Annotated in this window: 20 protein-coding genes and 2 pseudogenes; 21 read left to right on the top strand and 1 reads right to left on the bottom strand. The window is 28.6% G+C overall.

All coding sequences use genetic code 11. The features are described from left to right. The first annotated feature begins 52 nt into the window (after positions 1-52). The 17 genes and pseudogenes from PL321_RS21110 (at position 53) to PL321_RS06495 (ending at position 11,198) form a co-directional block, all read left to right on the top strand. Positions 53-558, top strand: a pseudogene (locus PL321_RS21110) (glycoside hydrolase family 1 protein). After that, positions 545-1,006 (top strand): family 1 glycosylhydrolase, encoded by a 462-nt coding sequence (locus PL321_RS06560; protein ID WP_273963936.1) that lies wholly within the window; start codon positions 545-547, stop codon positions 1,004-1,006. The pseudogene PL321_RS21110 and the gene PL321_RS06560 overlap by 14 nt, the downstream one beginning before the upstream one ends. After that, positions 984-1,397 carry a family 1 glycosylhydrolase gene (locus PL321_RS06555; protein WP_273963935.1) on the top strand — a complete coding sequence of 138 codons (414 nt, stop codon included), beginning with the start codon at positions 984-986 and terminating at the stop codon, positions 1,395-1,397. Before PL321_RS06560 ends, PL321_RS06555 begins: the two co-directional genes overlap by 23 nt. A gap of 64 nt (positions 1,398-1,461) precedes the next feature. Continuing rightward, the gene (locus tag PL321_RS06550; protein ID WP_337960980.1) at positions 1,462-3,330 is read left to right on the top strand and encodes a hypothetical protein; all 1,869 of its coding nucleotides are present in this window, start codon (positions 1,462-1,464) and stop codon (positions 3,328-3,330) included. Then, complete coding sequence (locus tag PL321_RS19745) at positions 3,318-3,701, top strand: GH36-type glycosyl hydrolase domain-containing protein (RefSeq protein ID WP_337961106.1); 384 nt, start codon at positions 3,318-3,320, stop codon at positions 3,699-3,701. The genes PL321_RS06550 and PL321_RS19745 overlap by 13 nt, the downstream gene beginning before the upstream one ends. Beyond that, positions 3,692-4,198 carry a hypothetical protein gene (locus PL321_RS19740; RefSeq protein ID WP_337960979.1) on the top strand — a complete coding sequence of 169 codons (507 nt, stop codon included), beginning with the start codon at positions 3,692-3,694 and terminating at the stop codon, positions 4,196-4,198. Before PL321_RS19745 ends, PL321_RS19740 begins: the two co-directional genes overlap by 10 nt. Positions 4,199-4,535: 337 nt before the next feature. Beyond that, positions 4,536-5,372: an ABC transporter permease gene (locus PL321_RS06545; protein WP_273963934.1), complete on the top strand. Its 837-nt coding sequence runs from the start codon at positions 4,536-4,538 to the stop codon at positions 5,370-5,372. Between the two features lie 11 nt (positions 5,373-5,383). Then, positions 5,384-5,902 (top strand): hypothetical protein, encoded by a 519-nt coding sequence (locus PL321_RS06540; protein WP_273963933.1) that lies wholly within the window; start codon positions 5,384-5,386, stop codon positions 5,900-5,902. Continuing rightward, positions 5,866-6,093 carry an ABC transporter permease subunit gene (locus tag PL321_RS06535; RefSeq protein WP_337961105.1) on the top strand — a complete coding sequence of 76 codons (228 nt, stop codon included), beginning with the start codon at positions 5,866-5,868 and terminating at the stop codon, positions 6,091-6,093. The genes PL321_RS06540 and PL321_RS06535 overlap by 37 nt, the downstream gene beginning before the upstream one ends. Positions 6,094-6,119: 26 nt before the next feature. Beyond that, positions 6,120-6,278 (top strand): hypothetical protein, encoded by a 159-nt coding sequence (locus PL321_RS06530; RefSeq protein WP_273963932.1) that lies wholly within the window; start codon positions 6,120-6,122, stop codon positions 6,276-6,278. A 90-nt stretch (positions 6,279-6,368) separates the two neighbouring features. Then, entirely contained in the window at positions 6,369-6,503 is a 135-nt protein-coding gene (locus PL321_RS06525; protein ID WP_273963931.1) for a hypothetical protein, read from the top strand. A 51-nt stretch (positions 6,504-6,554) separates the two neighbouring features. Beyond that, complete coding sequence (locus tag PL321_RS06520; RefSeq protein WP_273963930.1) at positions 6,555-7,985, top strand: extracellular solute-binding protein; 1,431 nt, start codon at positions 6,555-6,557, stop codon at positions 7,983-7,985. Positions 7,986-8,330: 345 nt separating this feature from the next. Continuing rightward, entirely contained in the window at positions 8,331-8,810 is a 480-nt protein-coding gene (locus PL321_RS06515) for a hypothetical protein (protein WP_273963929.1), read from the top strand. A 124-nt stretch (positions 8,811-8,934) separates the two neighbouring features. After that, the gene (locus tag PL321_RS06510; protein WP_273963928.1) at positions 8,935-9,366 is read left to right on the top strand and encodes a sensor histidine kinase; all 432 of its coding nucleotides are present in this window, start codon (positions 8,935-8,937) and stop codon (positions 9,364-9,366) included. 11 nt (positions 9,367-9,377) lie between these two features. After that, positions 9,378-10,010: a sensor histidine kinase gene (locus PL321_RS06505; protein ID WP_273963927.1), complete on the top strand. Its 633-nt coding sequence runs from the start codon at positions 9,378-9,380 to the stop codon at positions 10,008-10,010. Then, complete coding sequence (locus tag PL321_RS06500) at positions 9,988-10,500, top strand: response regulator (RefSeq protein ID WP_273963926.1); 513 nt, start codon at positions 9,988-9,990, stop codon at positions 10,498-10,500. Before PL321_RS06505 ends, PL321_RS06500 begins: the two co-directional genes overlap by 23 nt. Before the next feature lie 464 nt (positions 10,501-10,964). Next, positions 10,965-11,198 carry a hypothetical protein gene (locus tag PL321_RS06495; protein ID WP_273963925.1) on the top strand — a complete coding sequence of 78 codons (234 nt, stop codon included), beginning with the start codon at positions 10,965-10,967 and terminating at the stop codon, positions 11,196-11,198. A gap of 155 nt (positions 11,199-11,353) precedes the next feature. On the opposite strand, the pseudogene PL321_RS06490 reads toward PL321_RS06495, so the two are convergent. After that, positions 11,354-12,688 (bottom strand): annotated as a pseudogene (locus tag PL321_RS06490) (IS1380 family transposase). 137 nt (positions 12,689-12,825) lie between these two features. On the opposite strand from PL321_RS06490, the gene PL321_RS06485 reads away from it, so the two are divergent. From PL321_RS06485 to PL321_RS06470, 4 genes are all read left to right on the top strand, one after another. Continuing rightward, positions 12,826-13,071 carry a hypothetical protein gene (locus PL321_RS06485; protein ID WP_273963924.1) on the top strand — a complete coding sequence of 82 codons (246 nt, stop codon included), beginning with the start codon at positions 12,826-12,828 and terminating at the stop codon, positions 13,069-13,071. Between the two features lie 406 nt (positions 13,072-13,477). After that, positions 13,478-13,684: an MCP four helix bundle domain-containing protein gene (locus PL321_RS06480; RefSeq protein ID WP_337961104.1), complete on the top strand. Its 207-nt coding sequence runs from the start codon at positions 13,478-13,480 to the stop codon at positions 13,682-13,684. 26 nt (positions 13,685-13,710) lie between these two features. Then, positions 13,711-13,866, top strand: a complete 156-nt coding sequence (locus PL321_RS06475) for a hypothetical protein (protein ID WP_273963923.1) — start codon at positions 13,711-13,713, stop codon at positions 13,864-13,866. A gap of 8 nt (positions 13,867-13,874) precedes the next feature. Then, positions 13,875-14,105 (top strand): hypothetical protein, encoded by a 231-nt coding sequence (locus PL321_RS06470; protein WP_273963922.1) that lies wholly within the window; start codon positions 13,875-13,877, stop codon positions 14,103-14,105. Positions 14,106-14,226 lie beyond the last annotated feature (121 nt).

The following is a 14,226-nucleotide window of genomic DNA, read 5'->3' as shown; positions in this document are numbered from 1 at the left end:
ACTTGAACGCTAAGTTGCTTGCCAAATTTATAATTAAAAATAGGAGGTAAGTATGAATAGATATTCTTTTCCAAAGGACTTTGTTTGGGGAGTAGCTACATCTTCATATCAAATAGAAGGTGCGTATAATGAAGATGGTAAAGGAGAAAATATTTGGGATAGGTTTAGTTCCATTCCAGGTAATATATATAAGAATCATAATGGTAATGTAGCCTGCGACCATTATCATTTATATGAAAAGGATATAGAAATATTAGAACAACTGGGAATAAAAATTACAGACTTTCAATATCTTGGGCAAGAATATTTCCAAAGGGTTATGGAGAAGTAAATCAAAAGGGTTTAGAGTTTTATAGAAAATTAATTAACAAACTTGTAAGTAAGGGAATACAGCCTGCAGTTACACTATATCATTGGGACTTGCCACAACACCTTCAGGATTTAGGTGGATGGGCAAATAGAAAGGTTGTCGACTACTTTGTTGAGTATGCTGAGCTTATGTTTAAGGAGTTTGGTGATTTAGTACCTATATGGATAACACATAATGAACCTTGGTAGTTTCAATGTTAGGATATGCTTGGGAATACACGCACCAGGTATAAAGGACTATAAAATGGCTCTTCAAGTTGCCCATAATGTACTTTTAGCCCACGGAAAAGTTGTAAGACTCTATAGGAAAATGAATTTAAAGGGGAAAATAGGTATAACTTTAAATGTACTAACGTCATATCCCTTTACTTCAGATGAAAAGGATGTACTTGCAGCCAAAATAAATGATGGTTTTGTAAATAGATGGTTTTTAGACCCTGTACTTAAGGGAAGTTATCCTGAAGATATCGTTAAATTGTATAAAGAACAAAATATACTGCCAGAAATTTTAGAGGAAGATATGGAAATTATAAAGGAAAAGATAGACTTCTTAGGAATAAACTATTACACCAGAGGTGTAGTTAAATATGATGAAAATGCTTATCCATTAAAGGTTGCAGGCAGTAGAAGTAGATAACCCAAAAACTGATATGGGATGGGAAATATATCCTGAGGGGTTATATGATATTCTAATGGCTATACATCAAAATTATAATGGTATAGATATATATATTACAGAAAATGGAGCAGCCTTTAATGATATAGTAAATTCCAATGGAAAAGTAGTAGATGACTATAGAATTTATTACCTTTATGAACACTTAAAGGAGGTTCACAGAGCAATTTCAGATGGAGTAAATCTTAAGGGATATTATCTGTGGTCATTTTTAGATAATTTTGAGTGGGCAGAAGGTTATGCAAAGAGGTTTGGTATTGTATTTGTAGACTATAATAATCAAAACAGAATAATAAAGGACAGTGCCTACTGGTATAGCCAAGTTATAAAGAATAATGGACTACTTGATTGAGAGCTAATAAGTTAAATATAAAGTGTATCTTGAGTGTTGATATTAAAAGAGGAGGACAAATATTATGAATAAGGTTAAACCTTGGGAGTTTATTAACGAAAATGGAGAGTTTGAACTTGAAAATCCAGAAAAGAATAGTTATCTGTACTTTCCTATTGCTAATGAAGCTGGGATTATGTCATCAATAACTCCAACTTTAAACGGAGACATTAAGTCAAGTCAAAACACCTTTCTTTTACTTCCTGTATCAGCAGAGGATTTACACAATACAAGAAGTGCAAGAAATTTTTGGATTAACATTAAGGAAAGAGGAGTATGGTCTGTAAGCGGAAATTCACCAACGCAGGTAGGATATACCTTCCAAGAGAATTCTCCTGAAAGTGTAAAATTACAAGCAGGATTTTTATGGCACAAGATAATAAGAGAAAACAAGGATTTAGGAATCAGGGCAGAGGTTTTAAACTTTGCACCTGTTGACAATCACAAAGTTGAATTAATGAAGGTAAGCATTACAAATATAGGAGAGGATACAAAGATAATTATACCTACTGCAGCCATTCCTATATATGGACGTTCAGCAGATAATTTAAGGGATCACAGACACGTTACTTCATTACTTCATAGAATTAAGACGACGGATTATGGTGTAGTAGTAAAACCTACACTATCCTTTGATGAAAGAGGGCATAAGACTAATAATGTTATATATTCTGTACTTGGTGCTGAAGGAAATGGTGACAACCCAATTGGATTTTTCCCAGAGGTAGAAGAATTTATTGGCGAAGGCGGAAATTTAGAATGCCCTGAAGCTGTATTTTTAAATAAAGAGCCTTATTGTAAGTCAGGGGATATGCTTGAAGGGTATGAAGCAATAGGTGCTATAAGATTTAAAGATGTAGAACTTTCAGCAGGAGAAACAAAGACATTTATCATAATGATGGCTATAAATGAAGATGGTGATGAAAAGGAAAATGAAGTACTTATAAACAAGTATGGAAGCCAAGAAAAGTTTGATAAGGCTTTAAATGAATGCAAAGTATATTGGCAAAACAAACTAAGCAAGCCAGAATTTAAGACTGGCGATGATAAATTTGATAAGTGGATGAAGTGGATTAATTTACAGCCTATTTTAAGAAGAATATATGGATGTTCCTTCCTACCTCATCACGACTACGGTAGAGGCGGAAGAGGTTGGAGAGACCTATGGCAGGATTGTCTTGCACTTCTTATGATGGAACCAGACGAAGTTAGAAAGCTTCTTTACAACAACTATGCTGGTGTAAGAATAGATGGAAGTAATGCTACTATAATTGGTTCAAAACCTGGTGAGTTTATAGCAGATAGAAATAATATAGCAAGAATATGGATGGACCACGGTGCTTGGCCTTTCTTAACAACAAAGCTATATTTAGATTTAAGTGGAGATCTAAACTTCTTATTAGAAGAACAGGAATACTTTAAGGATAGGCTTGCAAGTAGATGTACTGATTTTGATGAAAATTGGACAATTGAAGAAGGAAATAAATTAAAAACCATAGATGGAAAAAACTATAAGGGAACAATATTAGAACATATTTTAATACAGCATCTTACTCCATTTTTTAATGTAGGAATGCATAACAACATTAGGCTTGAAGGTGCAGATTGGAATGATGGGTTAGATATGGCTCCTGAAAAGGGAGAGAGTGTTGCCTTTACAGCCCTATATGGAAGTAATCTGATTGAATTTGCAAAATTACTAAGAGAGTTAAAGGAAAGTAATTCTATTTATGAAATAGAATTAGTTGAAGAGATGCTGCTACTGTTAGATTCTTTAAATACTCCTGTAAATTACGATTCTGTAGAGGAAAAGGTTAATTTACTTAAGAAGTATTTCAATAGTTGTAAGAGCAAAGTTTCGGGTAAAAAGCTAAGGTTTCAATTGATGATTTAATTAATGATTTACAAAGAAAAGGAAATTGGATAATCAATCATATAAGAAACAATGAGTGGATAACAAACTCTGAAGGATACCAATGGTTTAATGGATATTATGATAACTCCGGAAATAGAGTAGAGGGAGACCATATAAATGGTACAAGAATGAATTTAACAAGCCAAGTGTTTACTACAATGGGTGGAACAGCTACAGAAGAACAAGTTGTTAAAATCATTGAGTCTGCAAACAAATATTTAAAGGATGAAAAAGTAGGTGGATATAGACTTAATACTAACTTTTATGAGGTTAAGAAGGATTTAGGAAGACTTTTGGTTTTGCCTTTGGACATAAGGAAAATGGTGCAATGTTTAGCCATATGGCAGTAATGTATGGAAATGCTCTTTATAAGAGAGGCTTTGTGGATGCAGGATATGAGGTTATAAATTCAATATACACTCAATGTATGGATTTTGAAAAGAGTAGAATATACCCAGGAATACCAGAATACATCAATGAAAAAGGAAGAGGTATGTATCACTACCTTACTGGTTCAGCAAGCTGGCTACTTTTAACAGTTTTAACTGAGATGTTTGGAGTAAAGGGTGAGATAGGAGATTTAGTATTAGAACCAAAACTATTAGATAAGCAATTTAACAATGAAGGTAAAGCCTCTGCAACTGCATTATTTGCCCAAAGAAGTATAAGAGTTCAATATGTTAATAAAAACAAAGTAAATTATGGACAGTATAAGATATTATCTGTAAGTATAAATGGAAATAAAGTAGATTGTGATTTATGTAATAATAAAGCAGTAATTGAGAGAAGTGTTATAGAAGCATTAGATATTGATAAGGTACACGATATAGTTGTGGAACTTGGTTGATTTAAAGCCTCTTCTTAAAAGAAAGGGCGGGTGTTCGATTAGAATTCCTGTCCTTTTTATAAAATTAAATTAGTAACTATATCTAATTACAATATGGAATAATTACCAAAAAACTACACCATAAATAAAAAACCATACCTTAAAATAGAAAAACCCATAAAGTAAAATAAATATAGAAAAATAAGAAAATTTTAAAAATGGGTTTGGAGGAAGGTAAAATAATGGATATAAAACTAAGTAGTAATGTTGTAGTTGGTAAAAATAAGCAAAAAATAAACTAAATAAATTCTTATCTCAGAAATATTTACAGGTTATGGCTTTACTTGGGGTTATATGGATGATTATATTCAATTATTTACCAATGTATGGTCTTATAATAGCATTTAAAAGATATAGCATAATAAAACCAATATCAAAAGCACCTTGGGTTGGATTTCAGTATTTTAAAGAGTTTTTAACTGATCCAGAGTTTTATAACGTTATTAAAAATACTGTAGGAATAAGTGCTTTAAAGTTATTAATAGGTTTTCCACTTCCTATTTTGTTTGCACTAATGCTTAATGAATTAACATCAGTAAAGTTTAAAAGAGCAGTCCAAACGATATCATATCTACCTCACTTTTTATCTTGGGTTGTTTTAGGTGGAATATTAACAACTTGGCTTTCAGATGTTGGTATAATAAATGAGATTTTAATGAAATTAAATATTATAAAAGAACCAGTCAATTATTTAGCAGATCCTAAATATTTTTGGGGGATAGTGGTTTTATCTGATATATGGAAGGAGCTTGGTTGGTCGGCAATAATATATTTAGCTGCTATAGCAGGGGTAGATCCTGAAATGTATGAAGCAGCAACAATTGATGGGGCAAGCAGAATTCATAGAATGATATACATAACTTTACCGGCAATTAAACCAACTATAACAATATTATTTATATTAGCTGTAAGTGGTATATTGAATTCTAATTTTGATCAAATATTAGTATTGAGAAACTCATTAAATGCAAGTGCAAGTGATGTTATAGATATTTATGTTTATAGAATGGGTATTCAGCTTAGTAGATATTCTTATGCAACAGCTGTAGGATTAGTAAAGTCGATTATAGCATTCTTATTGCTGCTATCAGCAAATTACGTCTCTAAAAAACTTAATGATACTTCATTGTTTTAGGGGGATATGATATGAAAATTAGTATATTAAAACGAAGAACACCTGGAGAAAAAGTATTTGATACTATAAATGTAATAATAATGCTTATTATATGTTTTCTCACCATATATCCTATCTGGTATGTAATAGTTAATTCCTTTAACGATGGTATGGATGCTATGAGAGGTGGCATTTATTGGTGGCCAAGAAAATTTAGTTTAGATAGCTATAGGGCAGTTTTTTCAAGCCCAGGTATTGCAAAAGCTATGTGGATTACAGTAGCAAAAACAGTTATAGGAACGGTTGTACACGTGTTTTTTACAGCTATGGTAGCCTATGCACTTTCTAAAAGGGATTTAATAGGAAGGAAATTTTATATGACATTAGGTACTATCACTTTGTTCTTTGGTGGAGGGTTGATACCATATTACTTACTACTTAAAAATTTAGGATTTTTAGATAGATTTATTGTTTATATCATTCCAGCTATGTTTAGTTTTTATGATGCAATAATATTTATGGCATTTTTAGAGAGATTCCGTCAAGTTTAGAAGAGGCAGCTAAAATAGACGGAGCAAATGATTTTACAATATTTCTAAAGATAATATTACCTGTATCACTTCCAGTTATAGCAACAATTGCACTTTTTCACGGGGTATATCAGTGGAATGACTATTTTACAGGGATGATATTTATAAATAACCCTGATTTACAACCAATACAAACTTTTTATATAGAATAGTTGCACAAGCAGGAAGTAATACGGCAATGCAGTCAGCACCAGGTGGAATTGTTACAAGAACAGTAACAAGCCAATCAATAAAGCTTGCAACAATGGTTGTAACAACATTTCCTATTGTATGTGTTTATCCATTCCTACAAAAGTATTTTGTAAAGGGTATGATGATTGGTTCTGTGAAGGGGTGATTATTTTTACTTTGTTTATATTCTTTGCTATTAGCAAAGATATTTATAAAAAAGAAGGGGGATTAAAATGAAAAAACAAAACTAACAAAATTGCTTGCTCTTCTTTTATCTATTTTAATGACTGCAACGGTTCTTGCAGGATGTGGTAAAAAGAAGACAATGCAAAAGAAACTAATAGCAACACTAATGTGTCAGCAGATACTCAGGATGGAAGCAGGATGCTGACAAACCAATTACCTTTGATTGGTATTTAAACTTTTCTTGGTTTCCAAATAAGTGGGGGTAGATTTAACTTCACAATACGTTACAAAGAAGACTGGTGTAAATATCAACTTTATTGTTCCAGCAGGAAATGAAAATGAAAAGTTAAACACAATGATTGCGTCTGGTAAATTACCTGATTTTATAACTCTTGGTTGGTGGGAAGACGGCGTTAAGAAGATGATAGAAGGTGGATTAGTTTTACCTTTAGATGAGCTTGCAGAAAAATATGACCCATATTTCTTTAAGGTTGCTGATCCAATAAAGCTTGATTGGTATAGACAACCTGATGGACACGTATACGGATATCCAAATGCATCATCTTCACCAAAGGATTTTGATAGATATAAAGAATTAAAGCCATCTAATCAAACATTTGTAGTACGAAAGGACATATATGAAGCATTAGGAAAACCAGATATGAGAACACCAGAAGGATTTCTAAATGCATTAAAGATGGCAAAGGAAAAGTTCCCAACAGTAAATGGACAACCATTGATACCACTTGGATTGCACGAATTTACTGAAACAGGAAACTATTCATTAGAAGATTACTTACAAAATTTCCTTGCAATTCCGAGAGAAAAAGATGGAAAACTTTATGATAGATTGACAGACCCAGAATATATTAAATGGTTAAAGACATTCAGAAAAGCTAATGAAATGGGGCTTCATGCAAAGGATATATTTGTAGATAAGAGAGCCCAAATGGAAGAAAAGATAGCTCAAGGAAGATATTTTGCAATGATTTTCCAAAGAAGTGACTTTGCAGCACAAAACCAAGCACTTTTTGCTAAAGATCCAAATTCTGTTTATATTGCAGTTGATGGGCCTTCAAATTCAAACCTTGATGCACCAAAACTTGCTGGTGACGGATTATCAGGTTGGACAATTACGTTAATATCAAAGGACTGTAAGGACAAGGCAAGAGCTATTAGATTCCTAAGCTATTTAATCAGCGAAGAAGGACAAAAGGATTTATATCTCGGAGAAAAGGGCATAACATATGATACAATTGATGGAAAAGATCAATTTAAGCCAGAAGTTTTAGATTTATTAAATAAGGATAGAGCAGCCTTTGACAAGAAATATGGTGCTTCATATACATTCTGGATGCTTATGGATACAAATATGATGCTTCAATGGGCACCTCCAACAGCAGAACCAATGAAGCAATTAGAGGATTGGACAAAGGGTAAGACTGTAAGCTATGCTGTATTCGATGGTATAAATCCAACAGGAGATTCTGATGAAGGTATAGCAGCTAACAAGATAGCAATGGAATGGGGTAAGACTTTACCAAAATTATTGTTAGCTAAGTCTGATGAAGAATTTGATAAACTATTTAATGAATTTTTAGAAAAGAGAAAGCAATATGGCTATGATAAAGTATTAAAATATCAAGAGCAAAAGTACCAAGAAAACAAGAAAAAAATAGAAAAATAATTAAATAATAAACGGTTAAAAACCCAGTAAAACTGGGTTTTTAGCCGTTTCTTCCGCGTATATGTTAAATAATTTTTTATTATCATATTTATGAAAGTGGTGTTATTTTGAAACCATTAATGTTATCAATTAAAAAAATAAAAAAAATTTATAGAATGGTATGATAATATACCTCTTCAAAGTAAATTAGTCTTATCCTATATATTAGTAATTCTTATTCCTATTGTAATATTCTCATTTATTTATTTTAAAAGGTTTAAGGACAATACAATAAAAGATGCTATCAAGAACTATGAATACTTATTAGAGATAGAAAAAGTTGGTATTCTAAAAAATATTAATACAATGGAAAATGTAGCTCAAATGGTTATATCAGATAAAAAGTTTATAGATTTTATCAAAAATAGAAATGAATCTACAACAGATGAGTTAATAGATTTCAATTTAAATGGTGTAGTAAATATTGTTAGATTACAAAATAGCAATCCTAATATTGAACATATAAGATTGTTTACTAATAATCCATATATAAATGAAATATGGCCTATAGTTTTTAATGAGTCAAGAGTAAGTGATAAATATTGGTTTAAAAAGACAAATGAACTAAATGGAAGAGCACTTTGGTATTTTCAAGATAAAGATGATGAAGTAGTTGACAGAAAATATAATGCTATCCCTGAAAACTCTGCTAAAATAATGCTATTAAGAGAAATTAATTATCCGGAGAATGAACACATAGGTATTATTGAAGTTGATATGCTTCTAAAAAATTTTTTCCTAAGATGTATGTCAAAACACCAAATCCTCCATCACAAATTTTACTAATAGATAATAATAGAAACATTTATATGGATTTAGAAAATGATTTTTTTAAGGAAAATAAAATTGATGTATCATATATAAAACAAGAATTAAATCAGAAAATGGTTCAAAATAGAGGTAGCTTTTTTTGGATAGTAAAACTAAATCTGTATATATTATATATACCTATCTTGAAGAAATTGACTCATATTTAGTTTCTATAATATCTTTAAAAGATATATTTATTAAAATATCAAGAATGAGAAATAACATTATATTTATTACTCTACTTTTAACTGGTATTTTATCAGTAGTAACTAATTTTATAAATTCAATTGTACTAAAGAAATTAAATATTCTAATACATTCTGTTAAAAGGATTAGAAAGGGAGAGTTTGATATTGATATAGATGTTAAAGGCAGCAGAGAAATTGGAGAACTTGCTCATAATATTAGGCGATTATTAGATAAAATTAATGAACTTATTGCAGAATCAGTGAATAAAAAGGCTATTACTAAAGAAGCGGAGCTTAAAGCACTTCAAAATCAGATAGATTCGCATTTTTATATAATACCTTAGAAAATATTAAAATGCTTGCAGAAATAGAGGGTAAGTTCGAAATTTCTGATGCATTAACATCCCTGGGTGATATGATGAGATACAATATGAAGTGGACAAGCGAATATGTAGTTTTGAAGGAAGAAATAGAACATATAAAGAATTATATAGCTTTAATGAATATTAGGTTTGATAATAAAATCAACCTAAATATAAATATAGATGATACGGTCCTTGAACAAGAAATATTAAAAATGTCATTACAGCCAATTGTAGAAAATTCAGTTAAATATGGAATAAAGGAAGAAGAACAATTAACTATTGATATTAGTGCTTTTGTGGACTTAAACAATATTGTTATTATCATTAAAGATTTTGGTAAAGGTATAGAAGAAAATAAGTTATATGAAATAAATTATAAGATAAATTTAGATGATGAAACCTTTAATAAAATATATATGGGAAATGATAAAATATTTAATAAAAGAAGAAATAATGGTTTAGGATTAAGAAATGTTAATCAAAGAATAAAGCTATATTATGGAAAAGAATATGGTATATATATTGAAAGTAAACAAAATTTCTATACATCCGTTACCGTAAAACTACCTTTGCTTATACTCTCAGGAGGTTTGAATGGTTATGAGAAAAATATTAATAGTTGACGACGAGAAGAATATACGATTAGGGATAAAATCTATGATAGAAAATAGGTATCCTGGGGTGTATGAAATATTTCTTGCTTCAAATGGAGAAGAAGCATTAGAATATTATAAACAAAATAATATTGATATATTGATAACAGATATAAGAATGCCTGTTATGGATGGTTTAACATTAATTAGTAATTTATATAGTAACAATGTACAAACTAACATTATTATTTTAAGTGGGTATGATGATTTTAATTACGCAACTCACGCCTTAAGGAATGGAGCTAAGGATTATTTGTTAAAGCCAATTAAAAGAAATCTTCTTTATGATACCATTGAAAGAATAGAAAAAGAAATAAAATCAAAGGAAAATACCAATATCAAAAATAATGAAATATATAGCAATAAAGATGAATTTTTTAATTCCCAAATAAACTATATTTTGTTAAACACAAATTTAAGTAGAAATGAAATAAATGAACTGTGTAAAAAATTAATTTAGATAATATTTTTAAAGATAGATACTTTATATATGTTGTAGATAAAATAAAATGTAATAATTGTAAAATAGATACCAAGGAATTATTAGATAAGTTAAAAGCAATTTTAAATGAATATAGAAAAAATTTTAATGGTGAGAACATTGCTTTTTTAGATAAGGATGAAAGGGTAGTTATTATTAGTAGCAGCATAGATTTATATAATTACATTATTTTTAGATTTGAACAATGTCATATATCATTAAATTTAGGTGTAAGTGGTGAAGGTAGTTACTTAGGAGAATTAAGAGATAAGTATTATGAATCAATTGAAGCATTAAAGTATATATTTTTATATACAAATCAACGTATTGTAAAATATGAAGATATAAAAAATAGGGTAGAAGATTATGTTATTCCTATAAGTAAAATAAAGAAACTAAACAATTTAATAGGAACAAATAGAGAAGAAGAAATTAAAAATTGTTTGAGAGAAATATATAATATAAAAGAAATACTAAAATATAATATTAGTTATATAGAGGAAGTGAATAGGGAGATAGTAAATGTTATTAAAGGTTTTATTACTGATTTAGATAGAGAGTTTTATGAGGAAATTAAAGAATATAAAATAATAGAAAATATTTATAATTACTCAAGTTTTCACGACTATTATAGGATCCTTGAGAATTTATTAATTAAACTTGAATTCGGCAAGTAAATTTTAAAAAAGTTTCTACTTGCCATTTTTGTTTTCTTTATGAATAAATTTACATTTATTATGATATTTTATACCGTTAGGTCTTTTTTGAGTATACTTAATAAACCCAAATAACATTTGGATTTTTAAGGGAATTTATTGTTTTTATTTTACTATTAAGTATAAACTGTTATCATTTTTCTACTAAAAATATGTATTTGTTTTTGAATATGAGTAATGATTTTTCTAATAAGCAATTATTTGAAAAACTTAAATATCTATAATATTTGCTGCCGCAAACATTACCACAAACTCTATAAAATATTCTTCTTAATGTACTAATTTCATGATGTTGTACTTCCTTAGGCATGATTGCTTGTTTAAACCAGTTATGAATGTTATATGCTATCATTTTTATTAAAAGGTACAATTCATTGCATTTATGATTTACTAAACTATTTTCGCTAAAGGCATAGCCTTCTTTTATTTCATCTATATTATTTTCAACATCACATCGTTGATTATAATCTTGAAATATTTCTTCAGGTGTTAAATAATTTATATTTGTTACTATTGCTTGATATTTATATTTACATTCTTCGAACATTAACTGATTCATATTTTTTGGAATAATTTTTTCTCTTATAATCACAAATCTTCTTGCTCTTTGCCATTTAGGCAATGGAACTGTAATTTCTGTAACAGATAAAGTAGAACTTATATCGTGCCATATATAATCCTTTGGATTATTATTTATAAAATCTATTATCATTTTAACAGTAGAATACATTTTACATTTAACAACATATTCTATTCCATTATCTTCAAAATATAAAAAGTTTTCTTCATCAAAAAACCTCTATCAAGTCTAACTCTTTTAAGAATATATCTTGAAGGAAGCTGGTTTACACAACTCTTAAAGAAATCTAAAAATTTATAATTACTATGGTGTCTACCATTTTCAAGAGTAATGTTAAGTAATTCATCAGTTCCTGAAATAAACCCAACTTTTTCTTTAAATGATGGTCTTCCATTGTACCTTGGATTATATCCTATTCCTGATTTTTCTTGATTACCAAAGATAGTTATAACAGTATCATCAATATTAATACAAACCTCGCGTACATCTTCAGTTGAAGACTTTAAGTCAAGTATTTTTTATTTATAGTTCTTAATTCTTCTAAAGTTTCTGTTGGTAAAGCTTTTAAGAGATCTCTACATACTTTTTCACTGGGTAATTTATCTACACCTTTAAACTTTTTATATCCTTCATCATTTCTTAATGTTTCAATGTGCATAAATCTTGAGAAACCAAGAATATTTGCATCAATCATGTATTCTATAATTTCTGCAGTATTAAAAGTAGAATTAGCGGCCTTCTTATAGGTTACGCCTTTTTCTAAAATAGTTGGTAATCCTATTATTTGTTTAAAGGATTCCACATAAGAAAAAGTTGCTACAGAAGTAACTTTGGTATCATTAAATTTTGCTTTCATGTTCAAAAATCTAATTTTCTTCTTTAAATTTTTTGATTTTGTTGTAAACTATCCATAGAAATCACCCTTTTGTGTTTTAGTTTTGCAATTATATTTTAACACTTAAAAGGGATGATTTCTTTTAATTTTTGAACAAAAATCCTTTAATTCCAATGTCTTTCGGCATTACTTGCCGAATACAAGTTAAACTAAATGAATATATAAATCAAAAGAAATTAGCCTATACTGATAATATATACATAGAAAAGGCTATTAAATATATTCATCAAAACTACTACAAAGATATAAATATGGCTATGGTTTCTAATTATGTTTCATTAAATTATTCTTATTTTTCTCAGATATTTAAGGAATATATAGGGTTAAATTTTGTTGATTATTTAAAAAGATACGGATAGAAGAGGCTAAAAACTTCTTGAAGATGACAGTTATAAAATATATGAAATTGGTGAAAAGGTTGGCTATAAAAATTCAAAACAATTTGCTAAAATATTTAAAGATATGGAGGGAATTTCACCAATTGAATATAGGCAAAAAATATTTAGTCTTAAATTAAAATAGTTTTAAACACCCGTATGTAAGTTGTTACAATGCGGGTGTTTTATTTTTCTGAAAATTAAACACCAAAAACAAAAAATAGACACTAAAATTAATAAGGTATCATTACTATAATAAAATTAGAAAATACAAAAAATTAATAAAATTTTAATTAATATTTAAGCTTAATTAAAATATCTGGTTGTGATTATAAATTAATGTTAGGGGATTTAGACAAATGTTTTCAAAGCTAATGAAAAAACAAGTATAAATATTTTTAAGAACAAAAATAAAATAACAGTAAAATTTCTATTGAATCTATTGGTGCTAATTGCAATAGTAACAGCATTAATAACTTCATTAGAGGGACTAAGAAACTTAAATATTACAAATAAAGCACTTTATAGTATGTATAGTGACATAGTAATTCCAACAGACTATGTGCAGAGTATAAATAGTTCATTTTTGAAATGAGGATAAATGCTTATAAAGCTTTTAGATTGAATATATTTAAAGAATATGACAAAAATTTAGATGTTAATGTTCAAAATTTATATAAAGAAATTATTGATAAAATCAATATTAATCATCAGATAAGTATGGTTGAAAACTCAGTGTTTGTTTTTAGTGATATTTCGGATTCAATACAAAAATAGAGCCTTTGATGTTAAATACCTTTGAAGAGATAAAAGATATGGAAAAAGCTAAAGATAATGTTTTAGAAAGAATTAAATTAGTTAATGTTATTACCAAAGAAAATATAGAATCTATTGAAGAAGTAGCAGTTTCTTCTGAAGAAATTACTTCGTCAGCAGAAGAAGTTGCAACAACAGCTCAATTGTTAAGTAATATGTCACATAGTTTATCAGAAATAATAAATAAGTTCATTATTTAATAATAAAATTGTGATTTTTTCATATATTAAAGTTCCCCCTATCTATGTTTATAGATATTAGTTTTATAAATTAGAAAAACCCAAATCTTTTATGTTTGGGTTTTATTTTTTATATACAAAT

Origin of the sequence: Caloramator sp. mosi_1 (assembly GCF_028622835.1) — a bacterium.
Lineage (GTDB): Bacteria > Bacillota > Clostridia > Clostridiales > Caloramatoraceae > Thermobrachium.
This window is presented reverse-complemented; position numbering and strand designations above follow the sequence as displayed.

Coding starts and splice junctions, on each gene's coding strand:
- PL321_RS06560 (WP_273963936.1), top strand. CDS start 545: ATGAACCTTGGTAGTTTCAATGTTAGGATATGCTTGGGAATACACGCA.
- PL321_RS06540 (WP_273963933.1), top strand. CDS start 5,384: ATGAAAATTAGTATATTAAAACGAAGAACACCTGGAGAAAAAGTATTT.
- PL321_RS06500 (WP_273963926.1), top strand. CDS start 9,988: ATGAGAAAAATATTAATAGTTGACGACGAGAAGAATATACGATTAGGG.
- PL321_RS06515 (WP_273963929.1), top strand. CDS start 8,331: ATGGAAAATGTAGCTCAAATGGTTATATCAGATAAAAAGTTTATAGAT.
- PL321_RS06470 (WP_273963922.1), top strand. CDS start 13,875: ATGTTAAATACCTTTGAAGAGATAAAAGATATGGAAAAAGCTAAAGAT.
- PL321_RS06530 (WP_273963932.1), top strand. CDS start 6,120: ATGCAGTCAGCACCAGGTGGAATTGTTACAAGAACAGTAACAAGCCAA.
- PL321_RS06550 (WP_337960980.1), top strand. CDS start 1,462: ATGAATAAGGTTAAACCTTGGGAGTTTATTAACGAAAATGGAGAGTTT.
- PL321_RS06545 (WP_273963934.1), top strand. CDS start 4,536: ATGATTATATTCAATTATTTACCAATGTATGGTCTTATAATAGCATTT.
- PL321_RS19740 (WP_337960979.1), top strand. CDS start 3,692: ATGGCAGTAATGTATGGAAATGCTCTTTATAAGAGAGGCTTTGTGGAT.
- PL321_RS06485 (WP_273963924.1), top strand. CDS start 12,826: ATGTCTTTCGGCATTACTTGCCGAATACAAGTTAAACTAAATGAATAT.
- PL321_RS06505 (WP_273963927.1), top strand. CDS start 9,378: ATGCTTGCAGAAATAGAGGGTAAGTTCGAAATTTCTGATGCATTAACA.